Origin of the sequence: Ensifer sp. ENS07, from assembly GCF_014852185.1 — a bacterium.
Classification (GTDB): domain Bacteria; phylum Pseudomonadota; class Alphaproteobacteria; order Rhizobiales; family Rhizobiaceae; genus Ensifer; species Ensifer adhaerens.
In genome coordinates, this window is record NZ_JACVBE010000024.1 from 11797 (window position 1) to 27868 (window position 16072).

Annotated in this window: 9 protein-coding genes; 7 read left to right on the forward strand and 2 right to left on the reverse strand. The window is 61.9% G+C overall.

Translation table 11 applies throughout. From position 1 onward, the window contains the following. Window positions 1–66: 66 nt before the first annotated feature. On the reverse strand, window positions 67–7866 hold the full coding sequence (locus IB277_RS36520; protein ID WP_192373244.1) for a peroxidase family protein: 7800 nt from the start codon (window positions 7864–7866) through the stop codon (window positions 67–69). A 411-nt stretch (window positions 7867–8277) separates the two neighbouring features. Between IB277_RS36520 and IB277_RS36525 the strand changes: the two genes are divergently transcribed. Then, entirely contained in the window at window positions 8278–9753 is a 1476-nt protein-coding gene (locus IB277_RS36525; protein WP_180316545.1) for a sensor histidine kinase, read from the forward strand. Continuing rightward, window positions 9746–10411, forward strand: coding sequence for a response regulator transcription factor (locus IB277_RS36530; RefSeq protein ID WP_192373246.1), 666 nt, complete (start codon window positions 9746–9748; stop codon window positions 10409–10411). Before IB277_RS36525 ends, IB277_RS36530 begins: the two co-directional genes overlap by 8 nt. Window positions 10412–10612: 201 nt before the next feature. Here the strand turns inward: IB277_RS36530 and IB277_RS36535 are convergent, their stop codons facing one another. Continuing rightward, entirely contained in the window at window positions 10613–11284 is a 672-nt protein-coding gene (locus IB277_RS36535) for a response regulator transcription factor (protein ID WP_060520546.1), read from the reverse strand. A 757-nt stretch (window positions 11285–12041) separates the two neighbouring features. Between IB277_RS36535 and msrA the strand changes: the two genes are divergently transcribed. The 5 genes from msrA (at window position 12042) to IB277_RS36560 (ending at window position 16031) form a co-directional block, all read left to right on the forward strand. After that, the gene (msrA, locus tag IB277_RS36540) at window positions 12042–12548 is read left to right on the forward strand and encodes a peptide-methionine (S)-S-oxide reductase MsrA (RefSeq protein WP_060520547.1); all 507 of its coding nucleotides are present in this window, start codon (window positions 12042–12044) and stop codon (window positions 12546–12548) included. A gap of 140 nt (window positions 12549–12688) precedes the next feature. Beyond that, window positions 12689–13915: a bifunctional alpha/beta hydrolase/OsmC family protein gene (locus IB277_RS36545; RefSeq protein WP_192373248.1), complete on the forward strand. Its 1227-nt coding sequence runs from the start codon at window positions 12689–12691 to the stop codon at window positions 13913–13915. A 101-nt stretch (window positions 13916–14016) separates the two neighbouring features. Next, window positions 14017–14613, forward strand: coding sequence for a DJ-1/PfpI family protein (locus IB277_RS36550; protein WP_034802015.1), 597 nt, complete (start codon window positions 14017–14019; stop codon window positions 14611–14613). A 24-nt stretch (window positions 14614–14637) separates the two neighbouring features. Then, window positions 14638–14988, forward strand: a complete 351-nt coding sequence (locus IB277_RS36555; RefSeq protein WP_060520550.1) for a ribbon-helix-helix domain-containing protein — start codon at window positions 14638–14640, stop codon at window positions 14986–14988. Between the two features lie 158 nt (window positions 14989–15146). Continuing rightward, a complete protein-coding gene (locus IB277_RS36560) occupies window positions 15147–16031 on the forward strand; it encodes a DMT family transporter (protein WP_192373250.1) in 885 nt (294 codons plus the stop codon). The last annotated feature ends 41 nt before the right edge of the window (window positions 16032–16072 follow it).

A 16072-nucleotide genomic window follows, 5' to 3' on the forward strand; every position in this document is an offset into this window, starting at 1 on the left:
TCCCCTTTTGCCCGCCCCGCATGCCGTCCCGGCCGACGTCAGTCGGCCGGGACGTGTGCTTCATGTTCAGGAGACGCCGTTGAAGTCGGCGACCTTGAGGTTGTGGGTGCCGTCGAGCGTCAGTGCGAACTCGGCATCCTGGTCGCCATCGACGCTGCCGCGGATCACGGTTACGTCGGCACCGTCGCGGGTCTCGTGCGTGACCACGATCTGGCCCGCCCCTGAAAGCGTCGTGCCGCTGGAAAGCGTGAAGCCCTGTTTGCCGGCCTGCCCGCTGTTCGCATCGATCGCCGAGAAGTCGATCCGGTCGCCCGGCGAGAAGCCGTAGATCGTGTCGCCGTCGGCCGCCGCCACCGACGTGAAGCGGAAGACGTCGTCACCAAGCCCGCCGTCCATGATGTTGACGGCCGTCGTGGCGGTGATCTCGTCGTGACCCGAACCGGCGATGATATTCTCGAACCCGTAGATTGTATCGGTGCCGACCTCGGCCCCCACCACCTGGCCGCGGCCCATGAAGCCGTTGCCGAGATCCACCTTCAGGTTGCCGGTCGCCGCCGAATAGTCGAGCGTGTCGACGCCATCGCCGCCCCAGTAGCTGTCGGAACCGTCGTTGAGCGTGGCAAGCACGATGTCGTCGCCGTCGCCGGCCCAGACTTTGTCCGCCCCGGCGCCGCCTTCGATGATGTCGTTGCCGGCATCGCCGTAGAGAAGGTCGTCGCCGCCATTACCGAACAGCATGTCGGCGCCAGCCCCGCCGTGGACTTCGTCGTTGCCGGCCCCACCGGAAGCGACGTCATCGCCGTCGCCGCCACTCAGCACATCGTCGCCATCCTCGCCACGCAACACGTCGTTGCCGCTGTCGCCAGAGAGAATGTCAGCCGATGCCCCACCGAGCAGGATGTCGCCGGCGGCCCCACCGAGCAGCACATCGGAGGCCGCCGTGCCGATCAGCGTGCGGGCCGCAACCGGCAAGGGTGTGCCGTCGGCGTCACCGGAGCCGTCACCCGAGCCGCAGTGGTCATCATCGCCGTCATCGTCCGAGCCGCCTTCGTCATCATGATCATCATGATCATCATCATCATCATCATCATTGTCTCCGCCGGAAACGAGGGTCGGCGTGTCGCCGACGAAGGTGATGGAGTGCGTGCCGCTCGAAAGGGTTCTGGTGCCGTCGCCGTTGTCGGTTTCAGCATAGTCGGCAGTATTGGCATCCGTCGGGATCTCGATGACATCCTGAGGCCGCAGCGCGCCGACGATGGTGTCCTGACCGCCATTGCTGCGGAAGATGATACGGTGCGCCGAAGACAGGCTCGAAATGTCGATCACGTCGTTGCCGGCGGAGCCTTCGACGGTGATCGTCGAGTAATTCAGGCTGGTCGTGTCGAAATTCCCGATGACCTGGATCGTGTCGCCTTGACTGACGCCCTGGTCCGGGCCGCCATTGTTGTTGTTGTTCGTCACGTTCAGGGTGTTGACGCTGATCTCCTCGATGTTGTCGAGCTCGGCGATGACGCTTTCGACGCCGCCGACGGTGCGGGTGATCACGATTTCCGTCGAGGCCAGGAACGTCGTGTTCAGGCTTGTTGCCAGGTTGGCGTTCTGGCCGGCGGTGATGGCATAGATGCGGAACAGTTCGGCGCCGGCACTGCCCGAAAGCACATAGGTGTCGCTGCCCGCACCGCCGTCGATGATATCGCGTCCTTGAGTGCTGCTTTGGTTGATCGTGTCATTGCCGCCACCGGCAAAGACAATGTCATTGCCCGCGTTGCCGTTCAGCGTGTTTGCCGCATTGTCGCCGACGAGAATGTCGTTGCCGGTCCCGCCGTCGATTGTGCCCAGGATATCGCGCACCACGTCGACGGTTGCCGTATCCGTACCGGTTCCGCGGTAGGTGAAGCTGCCACCGACAGCAACGCCGTTGTCGTTGATCGTGACGCCATCCGGGCCGAGGGTTGCCGTGAGACTGTTCGCCTGCGTGATCGCCGAAATCGCCATGGCGCTGTCTGGATCAACATCGTTGGCGAGCAGCGCCCAGCTCGGGATCGTGAAGGGATTGCCATTGGTCCAGTTCGTCACGATACGATCGTTGTTGGCGATCATGGGATCGTCCACGGCAACGACGCTGATTGTGGCGGTCGCCGGCTGGCTGTCCCGGAAGCCGTCATTCACCGTCACCTCGATGGTCCGCGCCGTGATGGCTGGGTTATCCGAGGTGTTCGAGAACCGGACGGCGTCCAGCGCGCGCTGGTAATCGGCTGCACTCGCCTCGCCTGTGAGCAGCAGCACGAGTTCCCCGGCAATCACTGCCTGCGACACCGCGATTGCCGCGGGGCGACCGTTGGCCGTCGTTGCCGAGAGCGCGTCGCCCGCTGCCATGTTCTTCAGCACGACGCGTGCCGAGACGATCGTCTCGTCCGTGGTGATGCCCGAGAGGCTCGAGATCCCGACGGCTGCCTGGTTTTCCGTGAAGGTCGCGTTCCAGGCCGTCGTTCCGTCGTCGACGGGCGTGGTGTATTCGACATTCACATTGTCGATCCGCACGGTTTCGGTGTTGCCGTTCACGCCGCTGAAGACGAAGCGGATCGCAGACGAGGCCGTGAACGGACCCGCAAGCGAGAGGTTTGCCGTCCCATCGTTCGATGCCCCGGTAATCGTCTCTATGGTCGTGAAGTTGTTGCCATCGGCGGAGAACTGCACCTGCAAGGTTTCGCCGTTGTCGAGGCCGCTTTCTTCGTAGCTGAAGCTCAGCGTCGCAGTGCCGGCGCCGACCATGGAAAGATCGACGGTCCGGGTGATCGTGGCGCCCGCTGGCGTAGAGCCGGCGCCTGTGTCCTGGCGGAATTCGAGCTGTCCGCCATTGACGCGGATTTCGCCCGTCGTCGCCACGTTTGTCGTGCGGTCGTCCGTCTCAATCCATGGCGAAGTCCAGGTCGCCGATCCGTTTGAGTTGGCGTAGTTCGCGGAACCGAAAGCATCGCGATAATTGCCGCTGTCGAAAGCGTGCAGGTCGAGCGAAGGACCACGAAGGTCGAGGACCCGATCGGCAAACTGGATGCGTTCGATGTTGAAGAGGCGGTCGGTCCCCTCGGCCTCGAGATTGCGTCCGGTTACCGGGTCGATGACGCCGGCGGTGGGGTCTGTGTGGGCGACCGTCACGCTGCCGTCGGCATTGAAGGTGATCTCGTAGTTCTCGAAGTTGTCGTAATAGACGGCTGTGTCGACATCGCCGGCCTTGCCGCCGTCGACAATCTCGCGGATGACCTGCAGCTGGCTTGGCTTGATCTCGCCCGAAAACAGGCGGCTCTGGATGTCGGCGATCGAGTCGACGCTGAAGGCAGACCAGCCCTGACCTTCACGCGGCGAGACGAGGATGCGTACGTTCAGCCACTTGTCGCCGTCGATGATGTCATTTCCGCCCATGCCGCGGATCGTGTCCGAACCGCCGCCGCCGAGGATGATGTCCGACCCGTCGGACGTATCCATCACGGCGACCTCCTTTGCGCCCGCCGGGTTGATCGGAATGCCGTTCGCATCGAGGTTGTGCGGATTGTAGAGGTCGAAGCGCTGGAGGTGGGCGACGAGCTCGCGCAGCCCGGCGATCCGGTCGACATTCTTTTCTAGCAGCGCGTTCGAGAAGCTCTCGATCGGAGCGTCGGCGTCGACTTGAGCAGCATTGCCGTTCGGATCGTAACCGCCGATGACCACGTCCCGGCCGGTGAGCGTATCGTTGCGATCCCACCCAGAGAGCCCTTCGACCAGATCATAACGGTCGCGCAGGATGTTGTTCTGCTGGTTGACGAAGATGCTGATGTTCATGTTCGCATCGGCGTCGTAGTTGTTGTTCTTGAACGTGGTCCAGTCGAAGCCGGCCATGCCGTTCGAGCGGTTGACGCCGATGCCTTGCACCATGATGTCGTCGCCGGATTCTGCATCGAAATCGGTATCGTTCTCACCCGCGATCATCACGTCATGGCCGATGATGCGGGAGTTGAAGAACAGTTCCGAATTGTCGCCCGTGAGCGTTGTCATATTGCCCTGGGCTTCCATCCAGTCGTCGCCCTCGTTGCCGAGAATGGCGCCGCCACCCCCGGTGGGCGCCCGGATGAAGTCGTTGCCCTGGCCACCCGAAAGCGTCTTCTGATCCTCCCCGCCGGCCAGCACGTCGTTGCCGTCGCCGCCGAAGATCAGGTCGAGGCCCATGCCGCCATTGATGACGTCGTCGCCGGCTTCGCCCTTGATGACGTCGCTTGCGCCGATGTCGGTGCCGCTGTCCGTGATGATGTCGTCGCCGTCACCGCCGTGCAGATGGTCGACGCCGAAGCCGCCCTCGATGCGGTCATCACCGCCCTCGCCCCAGATCGTGTCGTCGCCTGCACCCCCGATCAGGGTTTCGCCGGTGTTCGTGCCGCCAAGCACCACGTGCTCTTCACCGGTAAAGCGCAGGTAATTGGTGCCGCGAACGACGAGGGAATCGGTGCCCGTAACCGCAGAAATCACGTCGGCTTCACGGGTCGGGTCAGCATTGCCGAGCCCGTGGTTCCACTGCTTGGTCTGATCCATCGTGATGATGTAGTCGGCCGTCTGGAAGGCCGAGCCGTTGATGTGAAGGCCGCTGTCCTCAGTGTCGGTATTGCGGCGGATCAAGTCGGCGAAACTGTCGGCCTCGAGTTCGTTGAGCAGGTTCTGCCCTTGCGTGCGGCTCAGATAGTAGAAGCGGTCGCCGTTCTGGAGGTTCTGGATCTGCAGTTCGAAGACGAAAGTGAAGGTCGAGCCCAGCATGCCGCCGAAGGGCATCAGCGCCTCGGCTAGGCCGCCGATCCAGAAGTCCACCTTGTTGAGGCCGGTTTCCCGCGCTGCCCATGTGCCGGTGGAGTTCAGATAATCGAGCCGCGCCTGGCGGTCCGCCGGCGTTTCACCGGTCGTGCCGAACACGAGGTCCCAGGCGGCATCCCGCTTTGCCTCGGCCGTGGTGGCGGCGAGGACCGTTTCATGGGTGCCGTAGGCGGCGATGAAGTTGACGATCGAAAGCGGGTTCTTGATGTGCAGGGCGAAATCCGCCCAGCTCTCATAGGGCTTGAGGTAGCTGTCGTTCGTCTGTTCGTAGATCTGGCGTCGCGCCTCGTTGAGCGAGGGAATGCCGGTTTCGCGCGCTCGGGTGATGTTGACCGCCGCGAGGTCCAGCGGCAGGCCGACGAGGTTGTTGCGCAGCGCGCTGGTCACGAATTCGTCGATCTCGTTGCCGACCTGCTGGGTCATGCCGCGAATGATGGCGCCGGAGGCAGCGTGAGCATCGACGCCTGCATTGTTGAACGCCAGCGGGTTGAGGAAGGCTTCGATCAGGCCGAGCTCCTGCGGTGTTGCCGCGCCTTGAGCGTTCAGCGTGAGCATCTCGACGTTTTCGGCAAGCATCGAGTGGCCGAAGCGATAGACGACCTGGGCGAATTCCTCGAAGATCGCACCGTCGATCTCGACGGAGTGGGAGAACACGAAGGCATCGATCTGCGGCGCCACGGCGCGGACGAACTCCTCGAATACGAGGTGCTGGTAGACCATTTCCGTCGAGAAGCGCGCCGCCTGGAAGAGACGCTCGCCATCCCATACGAGGCCTGTGGAACTGGTCGGGAACGTGGACACGTCGACCAGCAGCCACTCGTTGAGCAACGCCAGATCTCCTTCGGCCAGCACCGTCGCCTTGATGGCGCTGACCTGCCGGTTGTGCTCGCTGTGGAAGACCGAATGGGTCGCCGTCAGCGCGATGTTCTCGTTGCCGCGGCCGTCGCCGACGACGAAGTGGGCGTCGAGCAACTCATCGTCATAGGTGACGTTGACGCCGAATGCGTTCGGAAGGATCGGATTGCCGGCAACATCGTCGTCGTCCGCGACAACAGCAACGGGAGCAGTTTGCGGGTTCCGGTCGTGATCGACAGGACCGCTCGGTACGGCGCTGTGGGCGATGTCGTTGAGGAAGGCGCGGCCGGCGCTCAGCGCCGTGACTGCATCGATCGGGTTCGCGAGATTGCCCTCGACAGGTCCGTTGACGGTTATCATCAGCGGCAGGCCGTTGGGTCCGCGAACGAATTCGCCGTAGAGGTCCGTCACCAGGAGCGGCACACTATGAACGTTCAGGTCGCTGAGCTCGATGCCGAGCAGGTCTCTTGCCTGGTTCTTGATATCAGCCCAGGTCGGCGGTCCGCCCGTTGCGCCGTGTAACATCTCGCCCGTTGCCAGGGGCTTGCCGTCCACAAGCACATACTGGCGCAGGAAGACCTGGTGCGATGGATTGGACGTATAGACCTGGTTGAGATCGATCCACGGTGTGGTCTCGTTGCGGTGATCGCGGATGTCGTCCGACGTTCCGAGTACACCATCAGCGCCCGGGTCATTGGTCGCGCGGGTAAGGACCATGAAGTTGGTCGCACTACCCGGGACATAGAGCGGATCATCCGGCTGCAGGGGAATGATGACGTTGCCGCTGCCGCCCTTCGAGGTCAGGTCGAGGCCGTGGTCGAAGAACTGGCCGAAGATGGTCATGAACCCGTTGAACGAAGCGGTGTCGCCGAGGTCGGCGGCAACGTTCTTGATGAAGACGTTGTCGCCATCCATCGTCACACCGTGAGACGAAAGTTCATCGATGACAGCGGCATCGGCCGCGGCGGCCGCGGCCTCGGCGGCTGCCGTCGCGGCACTTCCAGTCGGAATTGCGTCGCGCGCGGCAATCGCATCATCGAGGGCATCTGTTGCGTCCGCCAGGTCCCCCGCTGCCGCGTCCAGCACCGCATCGGCGGTCGCCAGCGCCGAAGAGGCGCTTGCTGCAGCGCTTTGGGCACCGTCGACGGCGCTTGCCAGGCTTTGTTGCTCGGCCACAGCGTCTTGCAGGACGATCACCGCGGTCGCGTGCTCCGCCTGTGCAGTCGTCAGTGCCGCCGAAGCGTCTTCCAGATTCTCGACCGAAAGATCGTAGGCGATCTGGGCGTCCTCTCGTGCATCCACGGCCGCGAGATACAGCGCGCTGTTTTGCGGTGTCGGCGCATTCTGGAACGCCGTGAGGGCGGCGCTCTCCGCCTGCTCGGCCAAGGCCAGATTGGCAAAGGCGATGTTGCGTGCATCCGTTGCATCGGACACCGCCGACGCTGCGGCCTGGCTGGCTGCAAGTGCCGTGGCGGCAGCCGCCTGGGCGGTCGCGACCAGAGGCGCATGGGCATCGCGTGCCGCGATTGCCGAGGCCAGAGCGGCATTGGCGCTTGCGAGTGCCTGCGTTGCTCCCGACTGGACGACGACGGCTGCGTCATACGTCGCCTGCGCCGTTGCCTGCGCCGTCTGAGCATTGGCGACGACGACATTGGCGGCAGCGACGGCGGCGGCAGCGTTCGCAGCCGCCGTCGCCACGGCGGCATGCGCTGCGCGTGCAACTGCCTGCAGATCCATAACCGTGCGGACAATGCCGAGGGCTTCCGCCCCCTTGATGTCGACGGACGCAAGCGCTGCCGCTATCGCGGCGGGATTGTCGAGCGACTGGTCGGCAACGATGTTGGAGATCAGCCGTGGCTGGCTATCGTAGACGGACCCCGTCGGATCGGCATAGCTCGTCTGTTGCCCGTTGCGCGGGTTGATTTCGGCCGGCGCGTAGTTCGGCGTCAGCAACCGCACCATCGTTTCATCGGATGAGCCGAATTGTGTCATGTTCGGCTGGAAGTTGTTGAATGAGCCATCGACCGTGCGGAGGCCGTAGGGAAGAAGGGGGCTCGATACCAGCTGTTCGAGAGCGGCACGCGGATCGGCGCCGCCGTTGATGGCTGCCGTGTGGGCTTCGGCGATCTTGATCTGCGTCAGGATGAAGTCGAGGTCGTTCCGGTTAAGCTTTACCATTTTTCCCTCCATCGGAGCACCCCGCAATCGCGGCCGCCCGTTTTCAAACAAAGTTCCATGGTCCGGCGGCGAGGCTGTCCTCCCCGGCGCGCCGGTTGCTTTTCGTGTCTCGTTCGTGAGCCGAAATAGGCCTTCTGATGCTCGTATGGTGAGCCGCGGCGCCGACGAAAGAAACGGCGCAAGGTCGGACGAGATTGTCGACGAAGGTTGGAGCGGATTTCGGACTAGTGGACGTGCACTCATGGCATTGGTCCAATGAAAAACCTGGACTTAGGTCCAGTTCTTCTTTCTCCCGTAGAAATTGACTGGAGAAGGTCTTTCAATTTGCCAGAATAGTGCGATCATCGCCTGGGCGGCTTGGCCGGGGCACTGCATTTCCGCGGCACGCAATCCGAGAGGAAATCGCGCAGCGTGACTGAGCATTCAGGGGGTATTTCGCATGAGTTCGCCGCGCCAGCGGAGCCGGCGCTAGTGGGCCGCCGTCGGTTGCTGCTGCCGATACGACAATGGTTTGGCCGGCAGACCCTCTCCATGCAGTTCCTGCTTGCCTGCGGCGCGCTGATCTTTCTGGTCGCAGCCGTCTCCGGCTATCTCATCTCTCGCGAAGTGTCTCATAATGCGGCGGTCGATCGCGCGGCTGCGACGGCTCTCTTCATGCAGAGCATTCTCGAACCGGCCGGAAACGAGATTGCCCAGTCGGGCCAGCTTTCGGCAGAACGCCGGCTTCGTCTCGACAAGCTTTTTGCCGAGCCGCAGTTCAAGGATCGTTTTCCCTACTTCGAGCTGTGGCTGCCGGATGGGTCGGTCGCCTACTCCACCTCGAAGGAGTTGATTGGCCGCCGTTTCAACCCGCCGCCGGGGCTTCTGCGCGCGCTCAAGGGCGACGTTGCCGCGGAATATGCGGACCTGACGGCCAGCGAACATACGCTGCGCAGCCTGAGCACGCGTTATCTGGAAATCTACAGTCCGCTGCGCCGGTCCGATACCGGCGAAGTCGTTGCGGTCGCGGAGATACACGAAGATACGGATACCCTGCACTGGGAGATCTTCGAGGTTCGCCTGATCGGCTGGACGGTCGTTGCCGGCGCATCCACCCTCATCATGCTCGGGCTGCTCGCAATCGTTCATCGTGGCAGCGCAACGATCGAGCGGCAGCGTTTGCGGCTGGAGCAGCGCGCCGAGGAGGCCGAACGGGTTTCGGAAGAAATTCGCGTCCTGCGCGATCGCGCAAGGCTCGCTTCCTTGCGCATGACGGACTCCAACGAACGTCTGACGCGCGGAATTGGTGCGGATCTGCATGATGGTCCGGCGCAGCTTATCGGCTTTGCCATCCTCCAGACGGAGCCTGTACGCGTCGCACGGTCCAGATCCGAGCGTGAAGAGGCGCTGGAGGTGATATGTGGCACGCTGGGAGAAGCCCTGAAGGAAATCCGCCTGATCGCGCGATCGCTGCTGCTACCGGATATCGAGCATCTGGACCTCGACCAGGTGATCGGGCGGGCAGCAAAACTTCACGAGGCGCGGACGGGAACCCAAGTTGCCATCAAGGGCAGCGGCAGCAAGTTGCCTCTCCCGCCTGTTATCAAGACCTGCATCTACCGTTTTGTTCAGGAGGGCCTGAACAACGCCCACCGGCATGCGAACGGCCGGGGCCAGGCTATCCGTTGCCGCATCGATGGCACCGTTCTGAACCTCAGCGTTCGCGACAATGGTGGCCCGTCTGCCAAGAGCAGTTCGAGCGACAAGCCGGATGGCAGCGGTCTCGGCATTCACGGTCTTCAACAGCGGGTGGAGAGCCTTGGCGGCACGCTGAAGTTCGTACATCGACGGGACGGGGCGGAGCTCCAGATGACACTGGATCTCGGAGGAGGAATGCTCGATGGATGAACCATCTTCGGTCATCGTCGTCGACGACCACGCACTCTTTCGAATGGGCGTCCTGCAGGCACTGTCAGCGCACAAGCGCTTTGCCGTCGTCGGCGAAGGAGGCTCGAAAGAGGATGCCCTCCGGCTCGTGGAAGACTTTCTTCCGAACGTGGCGCTGCTCGACATCTCGATGCCCGGCAGCGGGATAGACGCCGCCCGTGAAATCTCGACGCGATGGCCAACCACGAAGATCGTGATGCTGACGGTGTCGGAGGAGGACGATGACGTGCTGGAGGCACTTGATGCCGGTGCGGCCGGCTACGTGCTCAAGGGTGCTCCCGCACTGGACTTGATTACGGCGATATCAACCGTTGCCGAGGGGCGAGCCTATCTTTCGCCCGCACTTGGCATGCGCCTGTTCGGCGTCATTCGCAACCGCACCGAAGGCCACCGGGTGGAGCGGCTTGTCGACAAGCTGACGCCGAAGGAGGCGATCGTCTTCCGCCTGCTGGGACGCGGCTGCACCAACCGGACGATCGCCGAGGAAATGAGCGTGCAGATCAAGACGGTGAAATTCCATGTCGGTCGACTGCTCATCAAACTCGGCGCCAAGAACCGGGTCGAAGCGGCCCTGCTGGCGCAGCGACATCTGAAGCTTTCGACAAGCCGCAAGACGTGAGCCGGACCGCCGGCAGGGTCGGTGCATTCCTCTCGCCGAAGACGCAGCCTCGCAAACGAATTTGCTGGCCGTTCACCGGTTCACCAGCCGCCGGATGCCCTAAAGGGCGTCGCGATCTTTCAGACTGGCTCGGTGCGTTAGATTATTGATTTGTCGAATGTCGTTATCGCAAAACCGCTGCGCCCTTTTGCGCGACATTCTCTAGTTGATCCGCTCGCGCTCGCCGGCAACCTTCGGGATCACGTCGAGCCGCTGGGCCGCCAGCACGACTTCAAGGCGGTTCCTGGCATCGAGCTTCTGCATGAGCACGCTCATGTAGTGCTTGACCGTCTTTTCGCTGATATCGAGACAGCGCGCGATCTCCCGATTGGTGCTGCCGCGCATCAGATGCCGAACGATCTGCTCTTCACGAAGACTGAGGCGTTGTTGCGCCTGTTCGCGCCGGCGCATCTCCGCGGTCTTCATCGCCATGATGACCTTTGTGGCAAACCCCGCCGAGATGAAAGTCTCACCGTCATAGACCATGCGGATCGCCTGATGCAGATCGCTGGCCCTGCTGCCCTTGAGCACATAGCCGGCAACACCGTAGTTCAGCACCTGGATCGCCGTTTCTATGCTTGAATTCGCCGTGAAGACGATGATGCGCGTGCCCTGGTACTTTCGAGCAATCAACTCGATGGCCGCAACGGCATCCCCCGGCATGCTGAGATCGAGTACGAGCACGCGCGGAGAATGATCTTCGACAATTCTTAAAGCGTCAACCGCGTTCTCGCCCTTCGCAACGATCTCCAGATCGCTCTTACCAGAAAAAACACTGATTAAACCATCAAGAAGAATAGGGTGATCATCGACAAATGCCACGGAAATACACATGGAAGCCAGCCCACAATTAGATACTTAAAAAAACCCACATTGCAAAATCGCAGAGATATTACGCAGTTAAATTTATGCAGCTAGGAACGAATACATTTGATATCGAAATTCAATACATACAGAAACGACCGCGCATCACACAAAGCGCATCGCATCCTCGTTCATTCGGTAGAGAAGACGCGAATGAGCCCCACACCCTCCCATGCCGCGAATACTATTACAGAAGAACTCAATTTTAAAGCGCATGCTTAAACATAGGTTAATTTTAGGGGGTTGAACCTCCTCGCGACACGGAGTTCCGCCGCCCGAAGTAGGGCGACAAAGCCCCTGCCCACCGATTGGCGCAACTGTCGCCACAAAGCCGGTCCTCAGCGGCCTTGCCGTCAGCATGACGGTAGATTTGAATGCGCTCTGGCTACTTTCCTTCCGGCTGCGGAATGCAGCGGACATTCACACGGTGGGTCGTCAAACGCGGAAAACTCGCAAAGGATCTCGTGATGCCCAGAGCCGCCATTGTTGGGGGAACCGGACAGATCGGCCGGGCGACGACCCGTCGGCTGCCGGGAGCGACATCGATCGCCTTTTGAAGCAGTGGCACCGGTAACGCGACACGTGCCGAACCAAAACGCGGATTTGGAACCGCCCTCCTGATCTTGGCAGCAGGAGTTCCTATATTACAGTCCATCTCCCGCGCTGGCCCGCAGCCAGTGGGAGAAAAAGCGAATTCGCGCTCACGAACCAGGTGGAGGATATCTGAATGACCGAGAGAGCTGTTCTGGCCGGCGGTTGCTTCTGGGGAATGCAGGATCTGATCCGCAGGCTCCCCGGCGTCACCGGCACCCGTGTGGGCTATACCGGCGGCGACGTGCCCAATGCGACCTATCGCAACCACGGAACACATGCCGAGGGCATCGAGATATTCTACGATCCGGCGAAGACCTCCTATCGGCGGATTCTGGAGCTGTTTTTCCAGATCCACGACCCCACCACGAAAAACCGTCAGGGCAACGACATCGGCACCTCCTATCGTTCGGCGATCTACTACGTCGATGACGAACAGAAGCGCATTGCCGAGGACACCATTGCCGATGTGGAAGCCTCTGGCCTGTGGCCGGGCAAGGTGGTGACGGAACTGGAACCCGTTGGCGACTTCTGGCAGGCGGAGCCGGAGCACCAGGATTACCTGGAGCGCTATCCGAACGGCTATACCTGCCACTTCCCGCGTCCGAACTGGGTGCTGCCGCGACGGTCCGCCGCGGAGTAACAAACGCCCCGGCGAGCGTCTGGCGAACCGTGTCCGCATGCATCCGCCAGGTTCGGCGGACATGGACGCCGGCCGCATCATTCGAATTCAGGACAGTCGTTGCGACCTTGGGATGATTGTTCTCCTTCCTGGAGCATCACATGAACTTCAATAGTCAACGACTTGAATTTACCGGCCATTCCGGCGCCACCCTTGGCGCCAGACTCGACCTTCCAAACGGCCCGGTGCGGGCCTATGCGATTTTCGCCCACTGCTTCACCTGCTCCAAGGATCTGGCGGCGGCGCGTCAGATCTCGGCCGAACTCGCGCGCGAAGGGATCGCGGTCCTGCGCTTCGATTTCACCGGCCTCGGATCAAGCGAGGGCGAGTTCGCCTCGACCAACTTTTCGTCCAACATCGCGGATCTTCGTTCGGCCGCCGACTATCTGCGGCTACACTTCGAGGCGCCGTCGCTCCTGATTGGCCATTCGCTTGGCGGTGCAGCCGTCTTTGCGGTTGCCAACGAAATTCCGGAAGTTCGCGCCGTGGCCACGATCGGCGCACCCGCGGACGTCGGCCATGTGCTCAAGAACTTCGGAGCGAGCCTCAAGGAAATAGAGGAAAGTGGTGCCGCCGAAGTCGATCTTGCCGGTCGCAAATTCCTGATCAAGAAACAGTTCGTCGACGACGCTTGCGCCCAGCGCCTTCATGAGGCTGTGGCGACGCTCAGGAAACCCGTTCTCATTCTCCACGCGCCGCTGGATCAAACGGTCGGCATCGAAAACGCCAGCGACCTCTTCCATGCGGCCAAACATCCGAAGAGCTTCGTTTCGCTGGACAAGGCCGACCATCTGCTCACCGATCCTGCCGATGCCGCCTACGCCGCCCGGGTGATTGCGGAGTGGCTGAGCCGCTATCTCGTGGCCGACAGTCCGCAGGGCACGGAGCCGGTGGAACAGGTCCAGGTGACGGAAACGGGCGAAGGCAAATTTCAGAATTCGGTTCAAGCCGGCAGGCATCGCCTCTTTGCCGACGAGCCGCAAAGCGTCGGCGGGTTCGATTCCGGGCCATCGCCCTATGACTACCTGTCGATCGGGCTTGCTGCCTGTACCTCCATGACGCTGCGCCTCTACGCCGACCACAAGAAGCTGCCGCTCGGGCGCATCAAGGTGGAGGTCTCGCATTCCAAGATCCATGCGCGGGATTGCGAAGACTGCGCTGCAACGGAGCGCGCCGACAGCGGGAAGATCGACCGGTTCGAGCGGGTCATAGCGATCGAGGGCGAGGTCGCAGACGAGCTTCGCTCCAAGATCGCCGAGATTGCCGACAAGTGCCCGGTCCATCGCACTCTGGAAGGGATCGCCAAGATAACGACGGCCGTGAAATAGTCCGCGGCCCTGCCCGGAATTTTCCTTTGTAGTATTCCGCTAGTACCCGTTGCCTCAGCCGGATTGCTAAACTCCGCCCATTGGTTTTTGGGAGGAAACAAATGGCAAACTCGAAAATTCTGATGATCACCGGTGATTTCACCGAAGACTATGAAACGATGGTTCCGTTTCAGACCTTGCTTGCCTGCGGCCACACGGTGCATGCCGTCTGCCCCGGCAAGAATGCCGGCGAGACGGTTGCGACCGCGATCCATGATTTCGAAGGCGACCAGACCTATTCCGAAAAGCGCGGCCATAATTTCGCGCTCAACGCCACCTTCTCCGCCATCCGCGCTGAAGATTACGACGCGCTGGTCATACCCGGCGGTCGCGCGCCCGAATATCTGCGTCTCAACCCGGATGTCATCAAGGCTGTCCAGCATTTCTTCGCGGCGGGAAAACCGGTGGCGGCCATCTGCCACGGCGCACAATTGCTGGCGGCGGCCGGCGTGTTGAAGGGCCGCACCTGTTCGGCCTACCCGGCGTGCCGTCCGGAGGTCGAACTTGCCGGCGGCATTTATGCGGATATCGCGATCAGCGACGCGGTCGCCGACGGCAACCTCGTTACCGCGCCGGCGTGGCCCGCCCATCCGTCGTGGCTGCGCCAGTTCATGGCTGTGCTCGACGCCTCGGCCCTGCTACAAACGGACGCCGCCTGAGAAGGCAGCCACGGGAGGGGCGAGATGTGCGAGTTGTTCATAAAGGCGGATGCGCGGCTCTGGGAGAGCACCACCCGGTCGCTGCGCATCGATGGCATGGTGACGAGCGTCCGGCTGGAGAACTTCTTCTGGTCGAAGCTTGAGGAGATCGCGCGGCGCGATCGTATGAACGTCACGCAGCTGATCACCAAGCTACACCACGAGTCCATCGATGCCGGGCATGATCTCGGGAACTTCACATCATTCCTGAGGGTCTGCTGCGCGCGCTATCTCGACCTGCAGCTGTCAGGTGACATTCCGACGGATGTCAACCAACCGATCGCCGGGCTGAACGCTCCGGCGATCCTCACGCGCGAGCAGGAAAAATATCATTGAGCTGAGGCAGGCTGCCCCTTCGCGGGGGCAGTCCCGGCTCGACGCGCCCCTCGCCTGCTGCCGCGGATCCAGGATCATCAAACCAAAGTCGTTTGGTTCAAGCCCCGGCGACAAGACTATGCTATTCAGGGGGCCAGCGATTCTGAGTTTGTAGTGCAATGAGCCCCAAGACCCGCGGTTATCTGTTTGCCTTCCTTGCCATTTGCATCTTTGCTGGCCAGGACGCCATCACCAAGTATCTTGGCGACCGCTACCCCGCTTTGTTCATCACGATGATCCGATTCTGGGCGTTTGCGCTCTTCGTGTTCGCTTTCGCCGCCTCGTCATCGGGTGGACTTCGCAAGACCGCTCACACGCGCCACCCCTGGCTGCAGGTCGTGCGGGGCCTGCTGCTCGTCGCCGAAATCGTCGTCATCGTCATTTCCTACGTTCACGCCGGGCTCGCCATGAGCCAGTCGATCTTTCAGGCGACACCACTGATCATCACCATCCTCTCGATCCCTCTTCTCGGGGAGACCGTGGGATGGCGGCGCGGTGCGGCCATTCTGATCGGTCTGATCGGCGTTCTGGTGATCATCAATCCCGTCAACGTGCACTTCGACTTGTCGCTGCTTCTGCCGCTCGCAGCCTCCGTGCTTTTCGCGCTTTACAGCATTGCCACCCGCGCCGTCAGTCGCGAGGATTCGGCCGTCACGAGCCTCTTTTATGCCGGTGTTGTCGGCGCCGTGGCGATCTCGCTGGTCGGCCCGTTCTACTGGACAGAGGTGGTGCCGTCCGATTGGTTTGCCCTTGCCGCGCTTTGCGTCTGTGGCACCCTCAGTCACTTTTTCCTCATCAAAGCCTACGGACTGCTGCCGGCAGCCGAAGTCCAGCCCGTTACCTATTTCCAGCTGGTCCTCAATGTGATCTTCGCCGTCATGCTCTTCGGCGAGACGATCACTCACAACATGATCGTCGGCGCGCTCATCGTCGTCGGCGCCGGTCTCTTCACGATCTGGCGCGAGCATCAGCTGGCGAGACGGTCGTCGGTATCGCGCGCCTAGTCCTGCTCGCTGACCGGCCGCTCAGGCGCCGCCAGCGATAT

Bases quoted from the DNA above. Each gene is read 5' to 3' on its own strand.
- IB277_RS36520 (WP_192373244.1), bottom strand. From the start codon at position 7,866: ATGGTAAAGCTTAACCGGAACGACCTCGACTTCATCCTGACGCAGATC.
- IB277_RS36530 (WP_192373246.1), top strand. From the start codon at position 9,746: ATGGATGAACCATCTTCGGTCATCGTCGTCGACGACCACGCACTCTTT.
- IB277_RS36535 (WP_060520546.1), bottom strand. From the start codon at position 11,284: ATGTGTATTTCCGTGGCATTTGTCGATGATCACCCTATTCTTCTTGAT.
- msrA (WP_060520547.1), top strand. From the start codon at position 12,042: ATGACCGAGAGAGCTGTTCTGGCCGGCGGTTGCTTCTGGGGAATGCAG.
- IB277_RS36545 (WP_192373248.1), top strand. From the start codon at position 12,689: ATGAACTTCAATAGTCAACGACTTGAATTTACCGGCCATTCCGGCGCC.
- IB277_RS36550 (WP_034802015.1), top strand. From the start codon at position 14,017: ATGGCAAACTCGAAAATTCTGATGATCACCGGTGATTTCACCGAAGAC.
- IB277_RS36555 (WP_060520550.1), top strand. From the start codon at position 14,638: ATGTGCGAGTTGTTCATAAAGGCGGATGCGCGGCTCTGGGAGAGCACC.
- IB277_RS36560 (WP_192373250.1), top strand. From the start codon at position 15,147: ATGAGCCCCAAGACCCGCGGTTATCTGTTTGCCTTCCTTGCCATTTGC.